Source organism: Burkholderia sp. AU4i (genome assembly GCF_000466765.1).
GTDB classification, from domain to species: Bacteria; Pseudomonadota; Gammaproteobacteria; order Burkholderiales; family Burkholderiaceae; genus Burkholderia; species Burkholderia cepacia.
In genome coordinates this window covers 1-19,776 of record NZ_ASSI01000086.1, presented here as the reverse complement: position 1 = coordinate 19,776, position 19,776 = coordinate 1, and the positions used below count along the sequence as shown (strand labels likewise).

Here is a 19,776-nt window from a genome sequence, read left to right as displayed (position 1 = left end):
GTCGATCTGATCCACGGGGTAGCCCCGTAGTCCTGGAACATCGGCTGCCTGTTCCGGGCGTGAGCTTGACCCACCGGCCCGCGATGCGACTTTAAAGGCCGCGAACGCGGCGTGTCAAACCGGGGCGATCCGGCGCCGCCGGATCGCGACGACCGACCTACGCGCGCCGGGAAAACAGTTCGCGGTACGCGATCGGCGCGACGCCGACGCCGGCCATGTTGTTCAGCATCGTGGCCCAGGTCGCGTTGTCGACGCTGACCGGAAACGACCGCACGCGGTTGGCGAGCAGCCAGAAGGTGCGCGTCATGCCGTTGCTCATCGCGACTTCGTACCCGCCTCCCTCGATCCAGTAGCCGACCGGCGGCAGTGCCACCGGTTCGAGGCGGCCGGCCCGGAACGCGGCGGCGGCCGACGCGTACTTGCTGTCGAGCGGCATGACGCGCCGCGGCACGCAGTCCTGCGAGTTCGGCTGCGGGAATCTCGGGCTCGTGCCGAGCCACAGGCCGTAGAACGTCTGCGCGTCGAGATGCACGACGTAGCGCTCCGTTTCGGCGGGCGTCGCCGCCATGTAGCAGTCGGCCTGGCCCGGAACGGCGACACGCCACATCGCGCGCTGCGCGCTGAGGTCGACCAGTTCGCTCGCCTGCGGCCGCGGGTGGACGGGAGACGCTCGTCCCGCTTCGCGCAGGTCGCGCACGCGATCGAGTCCGATACGAAGACGTGTCAGCATGGGCCCTCTCTTGCTCTCGTGACTTGTTCGAATGAGCCGGGGGGCGGGCGAAACCATCGTCGCGTGTCGGCAAACCGTGTGTCCGGCGCCCCGGCGCTCCCGGTGTGCCCGGGAACCCGCGCAGTGTAGCGCCTTTCCGTTCGGGCACGAGTCGCTTCGTGCCAGGGATTCCTCCCGCGCTCGAACGATCGCCCCCCATGAACGCCCATGCGCTTCGCCTGCCGCGCGGCACCACCATCGATCATCGCCTCAATATTCGCCGCCGATTATTTGAATATCGAAACAATCAAAAAATAAAAACAACACCATCCAGAATTCAATTAAATCAAATTCAAACAAAAATTATCGAATTCCATTAACGATAAATTAATTCGATTGGCGCCTTCAAACCCAAATAAATAGTCTGTGTTGTGCGCCGCAACACCGCGATTCAAAAATCAAAGAGGTAACGGAGGCGCAGCACGAATCCTTTCATTCGTGCTTTGTCGCAAAGTTCCAGCTTGCCAGGCCCGTTGATTTCCAGACGCTTGCGAATCAGCAATCCGGAAGGACAGACATGTCTTTCCGGACGTGGCCGACGTCGTCAGATCGCATCATTTCATTCAATTCCAAAGGAAAGTCATGAAGAAGATTGCAACCGTGCTGTTTTCAGCACTGATGCTCGCCTCCACGTGCGCGTCCGCACAGGCGCTTTGCAAAGCCGGCAAGATCGACAAGATCGAAACCGACACCACCGGCAACCTGCTGGTGACGATCAACGACGGTGTCTACTCGTTCAGTGCCAAGGAAGTTTATTCGATTATTTACCAGGCATATTCAGAAAACAGAAATCTGTTTATCTATGGAAATAATTGCGCGAATGGCTCGCCGGCGACCCGCTTTGCGATTCGTTAATCGACCTTGAAGCGCTCGACGATTATCGATTCGTGAAGCCCGGTGCTGGATTGACGGTCTGAATCCAGCACCACCGCGGGCTGGCGTGCCGATACTGCGTGACATGGCACATGCATGCCCGCGACCTGTTCATCCATCTGCCATTCCCGTCCGGGTACCGATGAAGCCGGCCGGCTTGCCGTCGGGAATCAGCCGTCGTCCGGCGTTTGTCGCCTCCATCGCATCATCGCGACGTTCACGCCGAGCCGGACGCCCGGCTCGTTGCGCGAGGCTCGCGCGTGATTCCATGTGCGGCTTGTGAAAGCGCCTGCACGACCGTAGCATCAGGCATCCCTGCGTCGGCGACCGTCGGGGCCCGGCCATGAGCAGACGCCCGGCCGTCGGATATCGCCATGCGCAGACCGTACCCATCCACGTCGAAGGCGCCCAATGATCGACCACGTTTACATCTCAGTCACCGACATCGAAAAATCACTGGCCTTCTACGCTGAAGCCTTGAAGCCGCTCGGCTGGAGAATTTTCGGCAACTACGACTCCGCTTCGGGCCCGGAAGGCGTCCCCGATCTTTACGGCATCGGCGACGATGTGTACGGCAAGGGAGCGGGAGTCGGATCGAGCATCTGGCTGCGCAAACGTCATCCCGGCGAGACCGGGCTTTACGTCGGGATCGTCTGCGATACCAATGAACTCGTCGACGCCGCCTACGCCGCCGCGATCAAGGCCGGCGGCATTGACGAAGGGAAGCCGGCGGATCGTACCTACTTCGCCCCCGGCTACTACGCCGCCAACGTAGCCGACTTCGACGGCAACCGTCTCGAATTCGTACACAAGGCGTGGAACCCTAAGCGACACGCGTAGCACATTGATGCACGGGCGCCCTGCCTGTTCGGCCTGCGCCGCCCGCGCCGACACGTGAATCGTATGCGGCACGGCGCACCCCGCATCGGCCGAGGGGTGCGACCGCGCGGGCCGTCTCCCGGCGGTCCGCCACCGGCGACGTCACCGATCCAGCAAGCGCCCCAGCCGCATCATCGTGACGTTCACGCCGAGATGCCGCATCGACGGTTGCACGATCACGCAGTTGTCATACGGCGTGACGATCACATGGTCGCCGTCGCGGGCAATTTCGGTGCCGGCCTTCCCGATCACCTCGAGCCCCGTGAACGGTTGCGAGAACCGGAAATCCATCGAACGCGCGACGACCGGCTCCGTGATCTCGACGAACTTCTGCCGCACCGGCACGGCCTGCGTGAGGAAGGCCGCGACGTCGTCGCGCGCAACCACGCCCGCATGCAGCAGGAAGCGTGCCGCGCTGTCGAGCGCGACGTCACGCGCGCTCGCGGCGAAGTGCTGGCCCGTCTCGATCAGCAGCGCATTCTTCGCGCTCGCCGCGTCGCCGAAGCCGCCGTAGTCGCGCAGCCGCGTGCCGTTCGCATGGCCGCGATCGATGATCACGTGCTCCGGCGTGCCGATTGCGGCCGCCAGCGCGATCGCCTTCTCGAGCGGCCCGGTCATCATCAGCGGCGCGGACGCCTCGTGCATCGAATGAATGTCGAGCAGCAGGTCGACCGTATCGAGCAGCGGACGCATCGCGCGCGCACGCGCGAGCTCGCGGCTGTCGCGCGTGCCGTCGAGTGTGGCCGGCGTCCACACGCGATTCATGTCCTCGTCGAGGTAGCGCGTCGCATCGGCGTTCTCCGCACTGAAGTGCTCGTATGCGCCCACGTTGCCGAAGCCGAGCGACAGCCGGCCCGCAACCGGCTGCAGGCCCGCGGCCAGCAACGTGTCCACCGCGATCGCGCCGCTGACTTCGTTGCCGTGCGTCAGCGCGAGGATCATCACGTGCTTGCCGGGCCGGCCACTGTCGAACGTATGCAGATAGTCGATGCCCGTATTGCCCGCGCGCCAGCGCGAGATGTCGGGGAAGGCCACTTCGATCGGATAGGCCGGCAAGGCGGCGCGGATGGCTTCAAGCGTGGTCATGTCGGAAAGGCTCAACAGGGTTCGGGAAAGGCACGGCCGGCGTGTGCCGGCTGCGCCGGAATCGGGTTGGCGGCCGGCGCGTCACGCCCCGGTCGCGCGTGTCGATGGCGCGGCGGCGGCCGCCGCGCCGCGCATCCGGCGGCCGAGCGAAATCACCGACGTGATCCCGAGCACGGCCGTCGCCATCACATAGAAACTCGGCGCCAGCTTGTTGTGCGTCGCGTCGATCAGCCAGGTCACGATCAGCGGCGCGAAGCCGCCGAACAGCGTCACCGAGAAGTTGTACGACAGCGCGAGGCCCGTGCCGCGCGTGCTCGTCGGGAAGATGTCGGCGAGCAGCGCCGGCAGCGGCGCGAGGCTCACCGCGATCAACAGGCCGACCAGCGCCTGGACCGCGAGCAGCGTCTCGACCGTCGGATAGCGGTTCAGCATGACGAACAGCGGCCACGTCGTCGCGCCGACCAGGATCAGCGCGATCAGCATCACGCGGATGCGGCCGAAACGGTCCGACAGATGCCCGACGACCGGCGCGGCGACCATCAGCATCGCGCCCGTGACGACCGCGCCGAGATACGACGACGTGGCCGGGATATGCAGCTGCTTGACCGCGTACGTCGGCATGTACAGCTTGTGCACGTAGTTGAAGGCCGTGGCCGTCGCGACCACACCCGCGCCGAGCAGCATGTTCGCGCGATCGCGCACGAACACGTCGCGCAGCGGCGACTTCGCGCGCCCTTGCTCGCCCAGCCGGCGGAAATCGGCCGGTTCGTCGATGTTGCGGCGAATGTAGAGCCCGACCGGGCCGATCAGCAACCCGACCGAAAACGCGACGCGCCAGCCCCACGTGTGCAGCTGGTCGGTCGTCAGCAGCAGGCTCAGCAGCGCCGATACGCCGGCCGCGAGCACCGTCGCGAGCCCCTGCGTCGACATCTGCCAGCTCGCGAAGAAACCGCGGCGCTTCGCGTCGGCCTGCTCGACCATGAACGCGGTTGCCGCGCCGAATTCGCCGCCCGTCGAGAAACCCTGCAGCATCCGCGCGACGATGATCAGCAACGGCGACGCGATGCCGATCTGCGCATACGTCGGCGCGAACGCGATCATCGCGGTGCCGAGCATCATCAGCCCGATCGACATCGTCAGCGATGCCTTGCGGCCCGCGCGGTCGGCATAGCTGCCGAGCACGATCGAACCGAGCGGACGCGTGACGAACGAAATGCCGAACGTGCCGACCGACAGCAGCAGCGAAGTCGCCGCGTCGTGCGTGGGGAAAAACAGCTGGCCGATGACGATCGCGAAGTAACCGTAGATCAGCAGATCGTAGAACTCCAGCGCGTTGCCGATGCTCGCGGCGCAGATCTCGCGCCACGGGTTGTGCGGGGCCGGCGTCGCGCCGTGTGTATTGCGGGTCATCCCTTTGCTCCTCCGGTAATGCTGGCCGTCAGGATTTTGAAAGACGGCGCGCGGCTTTGCCGGCGGCCGTTCGGGCCAGTCAAGCGCGGAGTGTAGGCAACGCGGGGCGGGCGTTCGTGCCGTTTCGGCACGCAATCGTGCCGATCGGCGCGCAGGCCGCGCGGGCGCTGCCCGCGGAGGCTATGCGGCGCCGTCGTCGCGTGCCGGCGCGGTGCGCCAGATCGCGTCCAGTACCGGGTGCGGGTCGTTCCGTCGCCGGTACAGCGCGATGTCGAAGCCGATCTGCCAGTCGGCGCCCCCGACGATCGCGAGTTCGCCGCGCCGCACGTCGTCGGCGACGAGCCGCTGCGGCAGCCACGCAAGGCCGAGCCCGCGGCGCGCCATCGCGAGGATCGCTTCGTACGAGTCGGCCTGGTACACGGGCCGCAGCGTCGGGCGGCCGGGCATTTCGGCGAGATGACGCGCCAGCACCGCGCGCAGGGTCAGCGTGCGCGCGAACGCGAGCCACGGCACCGGCGCCTGGCCGGCCGGCAGCCGGTAACGCACGCTGCCGCGCCCATCGAACGCGCTGACCGGCACCAGCACCTCGCGCGCGACGGACAGCCAGTCGAAGCGGTCGCGATCGATCAGCAGCCGCGTATGTGGGCTCGAATAGACGATCAGCATGTCGGCGTCGCCGGCCGTGAGCTGCAGGATCGCTTCCTCCGCACTGCCGGTCGACACGGTCGCCGTAAAGAAGCCGGCGCGCGCAACGGTCTCGTCGTACCAGTCGGGGAAGAAGGTGGCCGACAGCGTGCGGCCGGTCGCGATTCGCAGGTTGTTCTCCAGCACCGGCGACGCTTCCTGGAGTTGCGTGCGGGCGCCGTGCAGGATGTCGAGCGCGTTCGATGCCGCATCGAGAAAGACGGTGCCCGCCGCCGTCAGTTCGAGCGGCTTCGTGCGCGCGATCAGGCGCGCGCCGACCCACTCCTCGAGCGACCGGATGCGGCGGCCGAACGCCGGATGCGTGACGAACCGGTTCTCTGCCGCGCGGGTGAAGCTGCGCGTGCGGGCGAGTTCGACGAAGTCTTCGAGCCATTTCAGTTGCATGGCTGGGCTCCTGGGTGGGCGATGATGGGCCGGCCGGTGCGCGCGGGCCGCCTCCGTCGCGCGGCTGCGGCTGCGGCTGCGGCTACGGACGTGGACGGCTGCGGATCACGCGGCGCGGGGCCGCGCGTGGCGCCCGATCCTACAGCGTCTGCGGCGCATCGCGCAGCACGGCGCGCAGCGCGATATCGAAAGGCGTCGCGTGATCGATCCCGGCTGCACGCACGCGCGATGCGTCCAGATGGCAATCGTACGGACGCGGCGTCGCGTCGGTCGGCTGGTCGATCCGCGTGAGCGATGCTTCGATGCCGAGCGCGGCCGCGATCCGCTGCGCAATGTCGTACTTCGTCATCGGCTCCTCGCCCGACCAGTGACGGATGCCCGTGATCGACGCACCCGCGAGATGGCGCAATGTCAGGTCGCGGATGACGTCCGCGACATCGGGCGTATACGTCGGGTAACGGATCGCCCAGGCGTCCATGCCGACCGCGTCGGCGCCCGGCCGTGCGGACGCGGCGATCGCCGGCACGAGACTCGTGACGGCCGATTCGCTCCAGTCGACGATCGGGCCGTACAACAGCGGCAGGCGCAGCACGCACGACAGCGGCGACGCGGCGAGGAGCGCCGCCTCGCCTTCCAGCTTCGTGCGGCCGTAGATGTTGAGCGGATTCGGGGTGGCGTCCTCGCGGTACGGAGCGGCCTTGCCGTCGAAGACGTAGTCGGTGGAGATGCCGAGCGTCCATGCGCCGTGGCGCGCGGCGAGCGCGCCGATGCGCGCCGGGGCGGTGACGTTGATCGCGCGTGCGCCGTCAGGATCGCGTTCGCAGACGTCCGGGCGGCGTTCGGCCGCGCAGATGATCACGGCGGCCGGCTGGTGGGTGGCGAACAGGTGTTCGAGGGCCGGCTGGTCGAGGACGTCGAGTTCGGCGAGGTTTTCCGCCGGCAACGCAAGACGTTTTGCGCCCGCGCCGTGCGGGTTGCGGATCGTCGCGACGAGGTTCAACGAAGACTCGCGGGACAGCGATGCGGCAACCGCGCGGCCGAGGAGGCCGGCGGCGCCGATGAGAAGGACGGTCGATTGCGGCACGGTAGCCATCTGTGAAAGGGGAACGGGGATTCCCCCATCTATACAAGAACAGGCATCCGATGTCGACTCCCCTGACACGTCGGCTGCATGCCCGCCTTCTCAGGAACCGTGGGCAAGGAGGCGATCGGCGCCGAACACCTGCGTGAACAGCAGCCACAGCAATATCGCATCGAGCGCAAGCATCGCCACCGTACCCAGCGCGACCGAAACACGGCTGTAGGTCTTCTTCGCCGGCCGCACGATTGCGTCCTCCGGCGCCACTCGACATTGCGCATCCACCTCCGCCGGCCAGCGCGGCAAACGGCTCATGCGCATGGCCACCCAGCGGAACAGGCCCGCCAGCGTCGTGATCGGTGCGAACAACACCGCGAGCGGGCCGAACATCTGCCATAGGCGGTACACGCCGTAAAGGAACGGCTCGCGCCGGTTTTCGATCGGCAGCAGATAATCCGGAGCAGGCACACTCGCCGGCCCTTCCTCCATGTAGCGGCGGAAGTATTCCCAGTGTGCAAGCAACGGTTCGTCCGCTCGCATACCGCTCGGGTGAACCGGCATGACGTTGCCGAGATAAAAAGCATGCGTCGCCTGACCGTTCTCGTCCGGCAAATAGCCGAGCACACCCCAGTTCAGCCCGCTCTTCTTCAGGCAGAACACCAGCTTATCCCAATCCAGAGACCAGGTGCCGCCGGGGCCGGCGTGCTGGAAAACATGAACCGTGCGTGTCGAGCGCACCAGCCGAATCGGCTTGTAGGTGTAGCCCAACATGTCTTGCTTCCATTGATATCCCACCCATATCGACAAAGGGACGAACAATAGAAAAATCAGCAAAGAAGCCAAAACCAGAGGAAGTGTTATTTCATATTTCAAAAATCCATAAAAAGGGATAGCCAGGAAAGAAATAATTGGCAATTCAAACAATGAAAATATCAATCCACCGAAACCACGCCGGGCATACTGACTGTCGGCTACTTCCATGTAGGTTTCGTTGCGTATGACTACCATGTCCAGCGAAGCCGGTAGGCAATCTACTTTCGTTGGCTTTGCTTTATTGAGGACGTAAGCAAGCATCTCGGCTGTCGGGGCCCAAGGATCCCTCGGCGGCAAACCAATGACCACCTCCCGCCAGTAGCGCTTATCAAACAACTGGCCCCAGTAGGCCTTCATCGACGATTCATCGCTCATACAGCCTATCCCGTTGTCGCCTTCTGGAAGTTGTCTTGCTCCTCCGGGCCATCCTGATAGCTATTGGCCGGCCCCCACATGCAATTTCGCGTCCATGTCAAGGTGGGCCATGCGGGCACCACGCTGCCCGCATTGTGATAGCCGAAAATCTGCTCGCTGATGTCGAGCACGCTGGCATTCTGGAAATTGTAGTGATCGACGCGCTGACGGAGCACCGCGAGCCACGGCTCGACCTCGAGGCGAAAGCGGGCCAGCCCGCCGTTGTAGCCGATCCGCTCCGCCGCAATGATGTGACCGTGCACGGGGCGGCGGACGTCGCTGCCTTCCCGCGCCCGCCATTCGATCAGGATCGTCGCGCCGATCAGCCGCTCCAGCGGCAGCGCCGCGTTTCCCGACAATGCCGTCAACTGGAACCGGTAGCCGCCGTGATCGACCGCCTCCCACCCCAGCAGGCTCTCGGCGACCAGCGCGTCCGCGCCCAGCGGCGTGGTGACCCGGAGAAACCGGTCGTGCTGCGACCAGCCTCCGGCGAGTTTTTTCAGAACGTCCATATTCGTCGACATGAATGGGTTCGTTTTAGGTACGACGTACGCGGTTCGCTCCGCCTCGTGTCGTGGCCAACGGACAACGGTTCATTCCCGCAAGCCGGTCACTGAGCGACGGCACATGGATTCCTGCCTTGCTCCGGCACTGCGATATGCACACCTCCACCGGCCTGCCTGAGCGCACAGAACGCCGCGCCATAAACCGGGCCGGAATCCCCGCCCGGAATGATCGAGACGGAGCAGGGCCGGCCGAGATCCAGCGGTCTGGGCGGCGTGCGAACGATTGCACCCTTCACCGTCTGCCCGTACACCAGACACTCGCCAGGCCTCCGGTAAACGGGTTCGGCCCCGGCCGGCATCTCGAACCACCGGGCAGTCACATCGGGACTCGCCGGTTCGGTTGGTCTGGCGCCACCCACCGAGCGGATCCGGATGAGGCCTTCTGCCCGTGGCCCGTGCGTCACTCACAGGCAGGCGGCCGGGTTTCCGTCGACCTGCCTGATCTCCGGTTCGACGGGCGCCTCCGACGCTGCCATCGCGCACGACAGCGCACGACAGCGACGCGAGCAGGCCCGGCGCGCTGCTTCGGAAGCGTGTCCGCATTCCCTGGATCCTCCCGGAACGGCACAAGTACGTGATCGAGCACTCGTGGTGGCCCGACATCACCATGATCGAAACCCGGCAACGGCGCTCGGCACGACCGTGGCCGCGTCATCATCCGCGGCCGGTACGCCACGACTCGGAGCCCGTTGCACCGCTCAGTGTCCTGCCGACGCGCACGGGTTCCCCTCCTGCCCCGGCGTCGCAATGCGGACACCGCCCCCCGCTTGCCTGATCACGCAAAACGCCGAGCTGTACACCGGGCCATAGTCCCCCCCCGGTACGATCGAGATGCTGTAGAACTTGTTGATGTCCAGCGCCCTCGGCGCCGCACGCACAACCGCACCGGCCACGGTCTGGCCATAGACGAGACACTCGCCTCGCTTCAGATAAACCGGCGGCGCACTCCCCGGAACCTCCAGCGCCCAATACGTGACAACGGGACTGACCGGGCCGGTTTGTCTCGTCACATCGACCCCGCGGATCTGGATCGGGTCGGAACCCGTGTCGTCACTTGCCGGCAGGCAAGCAGCCGGCTTTCCGTCGATCTGCCTGATGTCCAGGCGAATCGGACCGTGCGACGTGGCAACCGCACAGGCGGTAAAAACCAGGCTCGATATGCTTGCCACCGCACTGCCCAACAAAATTTTCCTCATGCTTCGAATCCATTCATCGCAGCATTGAAGCCACTCGAGTTGATCAGGAATTCAAACATCACCACCGCGCGACGGCGCCTGTCTCGCTACTTCGGCAAATTGTCCGCATTCTTTGGATCCCGAAGCAATGGCGCGAGCACCCAGTTGAGTTCTTCCGGCGATCCGACGTATCCGCGGTGCCCGATCGCCTGGTATGTCTTGCGCACATGAATCGCGAAATAATCTGCGACCAGGTTTCCCTGCTGTTCCATGTTGTAGTCGTGAAAAACGTTCTGAGGCGTGATGGTGTACTGATAGGCACTCTCGCCGCGAATGGTGACGGTCAACCCGTGCCAGCGCACCGAATATCCGAGCTGGTATTGCCAGACGTGCGTCATCTCGTGCATGAACCATGACTTGTCGCCTTCCGCCACCGATTCGGCGGAGAAGTCCTCGAGAAAGTCCTCGTCGCGAAAATACATGTGCCCGTTAGGGGTGACTGCGGTTCTCTTGCGCTGCATGTCGAACCAGAAGTAACTCCCCCGGTGCACCCGCACCTTGTCGTAATCGATGCCGTCCTTGAAGACGGTCCGGGCCATCTCGATCTCGCCCGCCGTCAACGGCCGATCGTGTCCCTTGACCGTCACCGACTTCTCCGATTCGCCCAACTGAAACTGGTTCGTCTGCACGCCCTTGATCTTGACCTCGACCGGCGGTGGCGGCGTGCCCGACGTGCGCCCGCAGCAGTCCACCAGTTGGGTCGGCGTCAGCAGCGCGGACAGGATCCCCAGCGGGCTTGCCGATGCCACGCGCTCGGTCCTGCCCGCGTCGTCGGTCACGCCCGACGCCGTGGTGCCGTCGGCCAGCTTCAACTGATAGGCGACCTTCGACAGCGGCACGCCATCTTCGTTGACGAATCGCAGTTGCTCGTCGTAGAGCGCGAGCGGCACCGGTATCGGCAGGGCCGGCAGCACCGGCGACTGCGCACCCGGTCCCATGAACGGATGGGCGCCCGCCTTGACGGAAAACGATCCGGGCGTCTCGACCAGGATGTCCGCGCCCTTCAGCGTGATCCGGCTCGGCCCTTGCTGCAGCACGATCGCATCCTTCGCGAGCACGTCGATCCGGTCATCCGACGACGTGATGCGCACCGACTGGTCCGCGAGGATCTGCATCGACGACGCATGCGCCTCGACGCTGAGCGGCCCGTGGCCGGCCACGGCCTTGATCCCGCCCGCGGCCGCATACAGGCTCGCCGCATCGCCGGACGCGCCGGCGACCGTCGCGCCGGCGGCCAGGTGCGCATCGCCCTGTGCGGTCAGATGCACGTGCTGTTCCGCATAGGACACCGCGCTGTTGCCGGTACTCATCACGACGTTTTGCGGCGACTCCAGCACGACGGCCGGCACCGCGAACCGTTCGACCGGGTCCCCGCTGCCGCCTGCTCCGCCGGCGGCCGGTTTGGTCGCACTCTGCCCGTTCACCGCACCCGTGTACTTGCCGTCCTGGGCGGGATCGATCGCCTTCAGGAAATCCGACTGCGCGGCGTTCGCCGTCAGCCGGCCAGCGCCCGCGCGCGCAGCCGATTCGTCGAGCCCCTGTGCGGTTTTCACCGCCTGCTTCAACTGGGCAACGCTCTCTCCCAGGTCCATTTGCGTCGAAGCCGCTTCCGTGCGCGCGGTGCCCGACACCAGCACGCCTTCGCCCGCGCGCACGACGCCCCACCCTTCGGTCGCGAGATCGAATCCTTCGCCGCGATAGGCGCCGCGAACCGCACCCTGCTGATCGACCAGATAGCCTTGCGCAAGCCGGCTGTTCGCGACGCTGTTGCCCAGTTCATGACGCAACTGGCCCGACGAATCGTCCATCACCCAGCGGCTGCCCGCTGTCCCGTCGAGCTTCTGTGTCTGCATGCCGGTCAGCACGCCCGCGTGATTCGCGCTGCTGCCTTCACCGGCCGCGAACGGGGGTTGCACGCGGCCGCCGTACAGCTGGCCCAGCACGACCGGCATGTCGATATTTCCCGAGTCGAAGCCGACCAGGACTTCCGCGCCGACGCGCGGCGTAAAGCTGTGGCCGAAGTTCGGGCCGGCCGATTGCTCGGCGATGCGCGCGACCACGCCGGATCGATGGTCGCCGGGCGCATGCCCCTGCGGGTTCGACCGGCTTGCCGTGTCGGTCAGTCCGCCGGGTAGCGGCGCCGTGCCGCGCATCCACGGAAACTGCACGCGCACCTGGTGGTCGCGCGTGCTGCTCACCCGGTTCGACGGTTCGCCGACGACGGTCGCGGTCTGCACGCCCTGCACGACCGGCCGGTCGCGATAGGGCGGCACGATCGGCACGCCGGGCGGCACCGCGGCAAAGCGGTTGCGATAGAGCCCCTGCTCCAGCTCGCCGTGTTCGAGCAGCTGCGCGATATCGGCGCCGAGATTGTTGACCGCCTCGTGCTCGAGCGTCAGCGGGACGAACGACACCGTTCCGTCCGGGTAGCCGGTCAGCGTGTGAACCTTGCCGATCTCCAGCGTGCGCGACGATCCGGCGCCATAGTGGATCCGCTTCGACAGGCGCAGCGCGTCGAGACGCTGCGACGCGTAGCGCTGCGCCTGGTCCGACGTTTCGAAGCGGCCGGCGCGCTGCGCGTCCAGCACTTCGCGTACGGGCATGACGGGCGCGTCGCGATCGGCCTCGGCCTGGGCATGCCCGGCGAGCGCGACGAGATTGCCGGCTTTCCAGCTCGCGGCGGTAACGTGATCCGGGACCATCTGGTGACGCGTCGTGAAATAGGTCATCACGCCGTCGGGGTCGCCCACGTCCTGCCGGTTGTAGGCGACGGTGCTGCCTTTGGGCTGTTCGGCGCGCCGGTCGAACACGACGACGGTATGGTCGCCGGACGGCTTCTCGCCCGCGTCCTGCGCGTGCTCGATGCGAAACGACAGGCCGGCCTCGGACAACTGGCGCGTCACGAAGTCGAAGTCGGTTTCGCGATACTGGCCACGCAGATCGAACGTACGCAACGGCTCCTTCAGTTCATAGCGTCGACGCGCCTCCGGATAGTCGCCGAACACGCGCTCGCAAATACCTTCGGTATCGAGGCCGACGAAATACAGGCAATTGCGGCGCAGCCGGAGCAATTCGAGCCAGGAGGCCATCGTCAGCCGATAGCGCGTGATCTCGCCGTCGCTGTCGCTGTACGCGGCCCGCACGACGTACCCGTTCCAGCAGCGCTCTCCCGCGCCGGTCGCGAGGCGCAGGCGGATCGCCGTGCCGAGCAGCGGATTCAGGTCGAGGAACGACGCGCTCGACAGCACGTCGATCTCGAACCGGAAGGACTCGTCCATCGCTTCCCGGCCGTGAAACCGCTCGACCGCGAATGCGCCCGGCATCGCCGTATCGACCTGGATCTGGCGAGTCGCTTGCGAATAGCCCTTCAATGCAGCAGCAATGTCCATTCCGTCCTCTTGCGTCACACCGGCCGCGATGCCCGTTGCCGGTCACGCGGATTCGCTCAGTTGATCGCGTCGGTCTTCTTTCTGGCAGCCCGCGCATTCGCCTCGTCGACCAGTTCCTGGATCGAGCTGTACGTAGGATTCCTGACGCCGGATTTTTCCTGCTTGCCCTTGCCGCGCAGGAACATCCATTCCGGCCACTGCCGGATGTGATCGAAGGCACCCACCACGAACTCGCCGCACGGCGGAACGTGCAGTTCCTCGGCGGACTTTTCGCCGGCGAGATACGCGTCCGACTCCGGCCCGAACACGCGGTCCTGGCAGGACTCGTGCCAGAAAACCATGACGCGGCTGCGATCCGGGTCGGGGAAATCGTCGAACACGAAGCCGTCCTTCCGGTCGGAAACGGCAATGGTGCGCAGATTTCCCTGCGCATCGCGAATGCCGACCTTCCAGTGCGGATCGTCGTTCCGGTCGTACTCCTGCCACGGGTTGATCGCTTCCTGGAGCACCTCGCGGCTGCCATCGCGCTTCTCCAGCTCGAACACCACCGTGCTCTTCGGGAACGCCTCCGAATGGCCCAGCTTCGGGTTGCCCTTTATCTTGACGATGCCGTTCGCGGGCACACGCACCTCGAGCCCTTCCTTCGCATGGAGCGGCTCGACACCGTCGGGCTGGTCGAACAATGCGACCACCGGGCCGACATAGCCCTCCGGAATCACGTAGATCAATGGCATGCGCCGACTCCTATCAAGTCCGAACACGATTGCCGCGAGCAGCACGACAGCGAGCAACACGACGTAGCGCCACCTCACGCGACGCCCCGATGGCGGTGGCACTACTTCTTCCATAGCTTGGGATCCAGGTCTTCGCTATCGGGCGCGCGGCCCTCGTTGGGGTTTCGATGAAGGTGATAGTCATTCCAGGCCTGAACGGTCGTGTCACGGGTGGCCGGCGGTCGCTTGAAGCTGTCCTGCAGACGTTGCCAGACAGCCCCCACGTCCTCGTAGGCGGAAATATGCAAAGGCTTGCCCAGGCCGCCGCTCACGCCGTCGCCGATCTTGCTGATCGGATCGGCCGGCCACGCGACGACGTCCATGCCCGGCAGGATGACCGGCGGCCCGTCGCCCGGCACGCCGGACCATGCCGACGGATCCGGGTCACTCATGCGGCGGGCGGGCGTGCCCGGCGCGGTCTTGATGTCGCCGATCGCCGGATAGTCGTCGCGCCGGTCGGGCGTACCGCCGAGAGCCTGCGTGAAGATCCACAGTTTCGATCCGAAGTTGCCGTCGAGCGTCAGTTCCACCCGCAATGCAGGCAGGCGCAACGCGCGCGGCACGTCGGCTATGGAGCGGAACTTCGCCCCCGTCAGCTGCAACGGCGAAAGCGTGACGTCATACGCAGTCCGGAACAATATCTTGGATCCGTTGAGCGGCCGGCTGTAAAGCTGCGTACCGCGCGGCACTGTGACGGCGGCGGACATCTGTGCCGCCCGGCCGCTATCCATCTCGAAGTGTGCGATCGAACATGACGGAAACGCGCGCAAGTAGTGCGGGTACAGCGTCTCGAACAATGCCTCGGTAAACCGCGGATAGTCGTCGTCGATATGGCGGGCCGTACGTGCCGCCATCAACGCAAACGACTCGACCAGACGCTCGACGTGAAGGTCCATGCTGCCGCTGTCCATCCCGCCGGTCAGCGACAGCCGGCTTGCAATCTTCGGATAGCGCGCGGCGAACTCGCGCACGTATTGCCGCAGGAAGGTTAGTTCCCGTTCGTAGTAGGACAGCAAGTCTTCCGGACTCATACGTCGTCGTTCTCCGTCGGCAATGTCCTGAAGCAGACGATTTATGCGAGACGCCGCGGTCGTGCGCCCGGTCGCTGCCGATACGCATTGCAAGCAGCAATGCGTGTGCGCTGCGGCCTCGCGCGCGTCACCGGAATCGTCCGAATGCGAGGGCAGAGCATGGGCAGCACATTGAAACGCGATGCGAAAACACCTGAGTCAACGCGGCGTGAACAGCGTCACTGTGCACGCGCAATCATGTCCGGAACCTGTTCGTTTGGCAACGCAGCACCCACGCCGCACGCGCCACACGTCACGCCCCACCCACAAAAACAAAACCCGGCGCACTTTCGTGCACCGGGCTCCGAGCCGAACGGAACCGCCGTCCCGCCTTACTTCCGGTCGAGCGAATACCGCCCCGGCCCGGTCAGTGCGAGCAACAGCAGCCCGCCGATGATGCTCACGTTCTTGTAGAAGTTGATCATCGCCATGTATTGCTCCATCCCCTGCAGCGCCCAGTAGCGATGGCCGATCAGCGCGGTCGCGAGCGTATAGGCGGCGAACACCAGTGCGAGCGGACGCGTATAGAAGCCGGCCGCGATCAGCAGGCCGCCGACCAGCTCGACCGCCACCGCGATCACCGCGGCCAGTTCGGGCGCCGGGTTCCCCGTCGACGCCATGTACGCGACGGTGCCCGAGAAGCCACTCAGCTTCTGCCAGCCGAACAGCACGAACAGGATCATCAACAGCACGCGAGCCGCCAGCAGCAGCTCGTCCTTCTTCGACTCCAGCGAAACGTAACGCATAGCAATATCACCCTTGAATTGACGGTTTGATGCATCCGGTGCCGGGAGGCGCCGAATCACTCCTCGCACGATCGGACAGCAGGCCGGAGGGCTCGCCGCCGAAGAATCCGTCGGGTTGCGCCGTTCCCGGCGCGCTTCCGATCGGTTCTGGCGAAGCACGGGTGCAGTCTACTGTCTCGCCGGGGATCATCAATCCGCCAAAGAAGGATTCGCTATCTCGCTCAAGTGGACAATCGAAGACAATCACGCCGACAGGCAAAGGTCGGCAGGCAGCGCAAATCAACCCGCTCAATGTTTCCGGAACACGGAAACACCCTGCTTCTTTCAGGCCACCTGATTCAATCGATATTTTCGGCCTCAATTGACGTAAATCGGTCACAACCGCGTATCACGACTGTCATTGAACGACTGGTTCGATATGCGACTCACAAGGTCTGACTTGATTCACGCAACTCGCCGGGCATTGCAATCGACCTGGCATTCCGTTGCATAAAAAGCTCATGGCCCTGAAACGAACATCGGCAATGCGAAAACGTTTCACGGGCAGGCGGGCTGCAATCACCGGTGGCGCGTATCGTCCGTCAGACAAGGATTTCGGTCCGATATCGACCATGGAACACACTTTCCACACACCGTCGATCGATCCGATGTTTAGCGGAACCAGCTCAAAACATTGACCAATCCTTCTCGCCCTTTTCCGGCTCTCAAAACCGTGAAAATGCTTGAATAAATACAACCGAAACGGTGTGTTTACGGCAAAAGATCGTAAACCTTTAGCCCTCACTCAAACACCCCGTTCCAATCTGCATTTTTCTCGACATGCATTACAAAAAATTACCAAGCAATACCGATTTAAATATACGATAGCGCACGTCCTTACGTTTTCCCGACACTCCCGTGAACCCCGGGAACGCATCGCGCCGGACGCGCCCTGCCTTCGAAGCGCCGCAGGCCGACCCGGCAGCCGCTCGTCACGGGATCGTTATTCAACCGGAGACCACCCATGGCAACGAACACGCCCGTGAGCAGCGGCGCGAACACGAACAGCCTGTTGCAACAGGCGGCGCAATCGATCATCAACGGCTCGACCGGGAATCCGTCGATGGACGTCGGCACGCTCGTCAAGACGCTGGTGAATGCGAAAACCGCCGGCCGGGCCGCGGCGCTCGCCGCGTCGCAGACCACCGGCACCACGCAGATTTCCGCATTCGGCGCGCTGTCGTCGGCGCTGGGTGCGCTCGAGGCGGGCCTCGCCTCGCTGACGAATGGCGGGCTGCAGTCGACGTTCACCGCGGTCGCGAGCGGCAAGGGCCTGACCGCGACGGCGGGCGCGGGCGCGGTGGCCGGCACCTACACGATCGGCGTCACGCAGACCGCGACGGCGCAGGCGCTGGCTTCGGCGGGCTTCGACGGGAGCAAGGCGCTCGGCACCGGCACGCTGACGCTGTCGCTCGGCAGCCAGTCGTTCAAGGTCGACGTCACCGGCACGAACAACACGCTGTCGGGCATCGCGGCCGCGATCAACTCCGCGGCGAACAACCCGGGAATCAGCGCGACCGTGATCAACGGCACCGATGGCGCGCACCTCGTGCTCGCGTCGACGAAGACGGGCTCGGCGAACGCGATCAGCGTCGCGGTCGGCAACGTGGCCAACGACAACGGGCTGTCGAACCTCGGCGTCACGTCGACGGCCGACACGACGGGCGGCGCGTCGAAGATCGAATCGGCGAACAGCGCGGCCGCGTGGCGACAAAGCGCCGTCGCGCAGGACGCGAAGTTCACGCTCAACGGCATCGCGTCGACCAGCGCGAGCAACACGGTGTCGGGCGTGCTGAGCGGCGTCACGCTGAACCTGTCGGCGGCCGCGGTCAGCGCGACCGATACGCAAACGCTCACGGTGAGCACCGATACGAAGTCGCAGGCGGCCACGATCACGAACTTCGTGAGCCTCTACAACACCGTCGTCAAGACGATGGGCGCGCTGTCGAGCTACACCGAAGGAGCAAGCTCGCAGGGTGCGCTGATCGGCGATTCGACGCTGAACACGATCCGCAACTCGCTTGCGTCGATCGTCGCGCGCGGTGTCGCGAACGAGAACGGCAACGGACACACGAACCTGATGGCGATCGGCATCTCGCTCGAGAAGGACGGCACGCTGAAGGTCGACAGCGCGAAGCTCGACAGTGCGCTGTCCAGCAACCCGTCAGGGGTCGCGCGCCTGTTCAACTCGACGAACGGGATGGGCAAGCAACTGACCGACCAGATCGCGCCCTTCACGAAGAAGGGCGGGATGATCGAGGTGCGCACGAACGCGCTGACTGCCAACCTGAAGCGCGTCACGCAGCAGCAGACCGATCTGGCCGACTACGCCTCGCAATTGACCAAGCAGTATCAGGCGCAGTTCACGGCGCTCAACACGCTGATGGCCAAGATGAACTCCAACACGCAGTACCTGACGCGGCTGTTCGGCGGCGCCAACAGCAGCGGCACGCTGGCGAACAAGTGACGAGCGCCCGGGCCGCCCGATGATCGCGGCGGCGGCCGCCGGTCTGTGGATCGACCGGCTCGCGCCACCGCGCGTGGTGTCGTGCCCGGAAACATCGTTCATACCCGGCCGTGCGCAAGCGCGCGCCGGGCGCCCTCCGCCGGTTCGCGCTCCATCCCTGCGGGTTGCTTGCCCGCAGTTCACCTCGAACGGCCGTGCCGTCAGCCGAGACCTTCGACGCGATCGGCAAACAAATCGATCGCACGCGACACCTGACGCCCAAAATAGCCTGGCCGTTCGCGCTCGTATGCGCGCAGCAGCGACGTGCATTCACGCTCCGCCCAGCGCCACACGGGGCCCTGTTTCGCGAAGACCGGATGACCGTGCAGTTCGGCCGGTACCGCGTGCTCGTCGTCCCAGCCCCAGAAATACGCCTGGTACGCGCGTGCGTACGGCATCCCCAGATGGCTCGCCACGGTCTCGTCGTGGCGCAGCGTGAAATCGACGATTTCCTTGCGCGCACGGCCGCCGATATCGTCGTGACGCGCCTCGATCCAGCAGTGATACCTCGCGAGCTGCGACAGATGCCGCGCGGTGCGGCGCCGCTCGCGCGTCGTGCACAGCGCATACAGGTTGCCGCCGCCGAAATCCAGCACCTCGCCACCCGCGAACGGCCGGTACGGCTTGCCGGTCAGCAGCGTCAGCACCTGCGCGCCGACGATCGCGTAGTCGGCACATCGCATGTAGCCGCTGCGCGTCGTCGCTTCCGACACGCTCCGGTGGACGACCTCATCGATCACGGCGTGCAGCATGGGATCTACCGGTGCCGCCAGGATCGGCGGCTGGCTTGTCGTCGTCACGTGTTGCATGGGAAGCGGATGCGGATTCAACGGTTCGTCGGGAAAAGCGCTCGGCGGCGCGATATTACGAATCGTTACAAGAAACGATGAGGGGCGTTGATCAGATTTGTGTGCTTTTGTCGCCCTGCGTGAACATGCAACGGTCGGCCGGCGGCGGTTGATCGCGGGACGCAACGCGTCGGACGGACGGACGGACGGACGGGCGAGCGGCGCCGCCGCGGCTTGGCTTGGCTTGGCTTGG

18 protein-coding genes and 1 pseudogene are annotated in these 19,776 nt (G+C 65.1%); 4 read left to right on the top strand and 15 right to left on the bottom strand.

What is annotated here, in order from left to right; genetic code table 11:
- Window positions 1-157: 157 nt before the first annotated feature.
- Entirely contained in the window at window positions 158-730 is a 573-nt protein-coding gene (locus tag L810_RS20130; protein ID WP_021160119.1) for a plasmid fertility inhibition factor family protein, read from the bottom strand.
- Window positions 731-888: 158 nt separating this feature from the next.
- On the opposite strand from L810_RS20130, the gene L810_RS47365 reads away from it, so the two are divergent.
- Together L810_RS47365 and L810_RS20125 are read left to right on the top strand one after the other, a co-directional pair.
- On the top strand, window positions 889-1,089 hold the full coding sequence (locus L810_RS47365) for a hypothetical protein (RefSeq protein ID WP_155836316.1): 201 nt from the start codon (window positions 889-891) through the stop codon (window positions 1,087-1,089).
- 262 nt (window positions 1,090-1,351) lie between these two features.
- A complete protein-coding gene (locus L810_RS20125; protein WP_021160117.1) occupies window positions 1,352-1,624 on the top strand; it encodes a hypothetical protein in 273 nt (90 codons plus the stop codon).
- Here the strand turns inward: L810_RS20125 and L810_RS47360 are convergent.
- A complete protein-coding gene (locus L810_RS47360; protein ID WP_021160116.1) occupies window positions 1,621-1,761 on the bottom strand; it encodes a hypothetical protein in 141 nt (46 codons plus the stop codon). The genes L810_RS20125 and L810_RS47360 overlap by 4 nt on opposite strands.
- A 292-nt stretch (window positions 1,762-2,053) precedes the next feature.
- On the opposite strand from L810_RS47360, the gene L810_RS20120 reads away from it, so the two are divergent.
- Window positions 2,054-2,482 carry a VOC family protein gene (locus tag L810_RS20120; protein ID WP_021160115.1) on the top strand — a complete coding sequence of 143 codons (429 nt, stop codon included), beginning with the start codon at window positions 2,054-2,056 and terminating at the stop codon, window positions 2,480-2,482.
- A gap of 141 nt (window positions 2,483-2,623) precedes the next feature.
- On the opposite strand, the gene L810_RS20115 is transcribed toward L810_RS20120, so the two are convergent.
- The 12 genes and pseudogenes from L810_RS20115 to L810_RS47355 all read right to left on the bottom strand — a co-directional run bounded on the left by L810_RS20115 (window position 2,624) and on the right by L810_RS47355 (window position 16,569).
- Entirely contained in the window at window positions 2,624-3,607 is a 984-nt protein-coding gene (locus L810_RS20115; RefSeq protein ID WP_042975482.1) for a succinylglutamate desuccinylase/aspartoacylase domain-containing protein, read from the bottom strand.
- 81 nt (window positions 3,608-3,688) lie between these two features.
- The gene (locus L810_RS20110) at window positions 3,689-5,017 is read right to left on the bottom strand and encodes an MFS transporter (protein WP_021160113.1); all 1,329 of its coding nucleotides are present in this window, start codon (window positions 5,015-5,017) and stop codon (window positions 3,689-3,691) included.
- A gap of 180 nt (window positions 5,018-5,197) precedes the next feature.
- Entirely contained in the window at window positions 5,198-6,106 is a 909-nt protein-coding gene (locus L810_RS20105) for a LysR family transcriptional regulator (protein ID WP_021160111.1), read from the bottom strand.
- Between the two features lie 139 nt (window positions 6,107-6,245).
- A complete protein-coding gene (locus tag L810_RS20100; protein WP_042975481.1) occupies window positions 6,246-7,199 on the bottom strand; it encodes a dTDP-4-dehydrorhamnose reductase family protein in 954 nt (317 codons plus the stop codon).
- 90 nt (window positions 7,200-7,289) lie between these two features.
- Window positions 7,290-8,372, bottom strand: a complete 1,083-nt coding sequence (locus L810_RS45440) for a DUF6708 domain-containing protein (RefSeq protein WP_081712882.1) — start codon at window positions 8,370-8,372, stop codon at window positions 7,290-7,292.
- A gap of 107 nt (window positions 8,373-8,479) precedes the next feature.
- Window positions 8,480-8,935, bottom strand: a pseudogene (locus L810_RS20090) (contractile injection system protein, VgrG/Pvc8 family); the annotation flags it as partial.
- 740 nt (window positions 8,936-9,675) lie between these two features.
- Entirely contained in the window at window positions 9,676-10,173 is a 498-nt protein-coding gene (locus L810_RS20085) for a hypothetical protein (protein ID WP_042975479.1), read from the bottom strand.
- Window positions 10,174-10,259: 86 nt separating this feature from the next.
- A complete protein-coding gene (locus tag L810_RS20080) occupies window positions 10,260-13,601 on the bottom strand; it encodes a type VI secretion system Vgr family protein (protein ID WP_021160107.1) in 3,342 nt (1,113 codons plus the stop codon).
- A 56-nt stretch (window positions 13,602-13,657) separates the two neighbouring features.
- On the bottom strand, window positions 13,658-14,335 hold the full coding sequence (locus L810_RS20075; RefSeq protein ID WP_042975478.1) for a hypothetical protein: 678 nt from the start codon (window positions 14,333-14,335) through the stop codon (window positions 13,658-13,660).
- A gap of 101 nt (window positions 14,336-14,436) precedes the next feature.
- Window positions 14,437-15,405, bottom strand: coding sequence for a type VI secretion system baseplate subunit TssF (locus tag L810_RS49155; RefSeq protein ID WP_021160105.1), 969 nt, complete (start codon window positions 15,403-15,405; stop codon window positions 14,437-14,439).
- 371 nt (window positions 15,406-15,776) lie between these two features.
- Window positions 15,777-16,190: a DoxX family protein gene (locus tag L810_RS20065; RefSeq protein WP_021160104.1), complete on the bottom strand. Its 414-nt coding sequence runs from the start codon at window positions 16,188-16,190 to the stop codon at window positions 15,777-15,779.
- A 7-nt stretch (window positions 16,191-16,197) separates the two neighbouring features.
- Window positions 16,198-16,569, bottom strand: a complete 372-nt coding sequence (locus L810_RS47355) for a hypothetical protein (RefSeq protein WP_155836314.1) — start codon at window positions 16,567-16,569, stop codon at window positions 16,198-16,200.
- 624 nt (window positions 16,570-17,193) lie between these two features.
- Between L810_RS47355 and fliD the strand changes: the two genes are divergently transcribed.
- Window positions 17,194-18,696, top strand: a complete 1,503-nt coding sequence (gene fliD, locus L810_RS20060; RefSeq protein ID WP_021160103.1) for a flagellar filament capping protein FliD — start codon at window positions 17,194-17,196, stop codon at window positions 18,694-18,696.
- A gap of 200 nt (window positions 18,697-18,896) precedes the next feature.
- Here the strand turns inward: fliD and L810_RS20055 are convergent, their stop codons facing one another.
- On the bottom strand, window positions 18,897-19,544 hold the full coding sequence (locus L810_RS20055) for a hypothetical protein (protein ID WP_027792145.1): 648 nt from the start codon (window positions 19,542-19,544) through the stop codon (window positions 18,897-18,899).
- Window positions 19,545-19,776 lie beyond the last annotated feature (232 nt).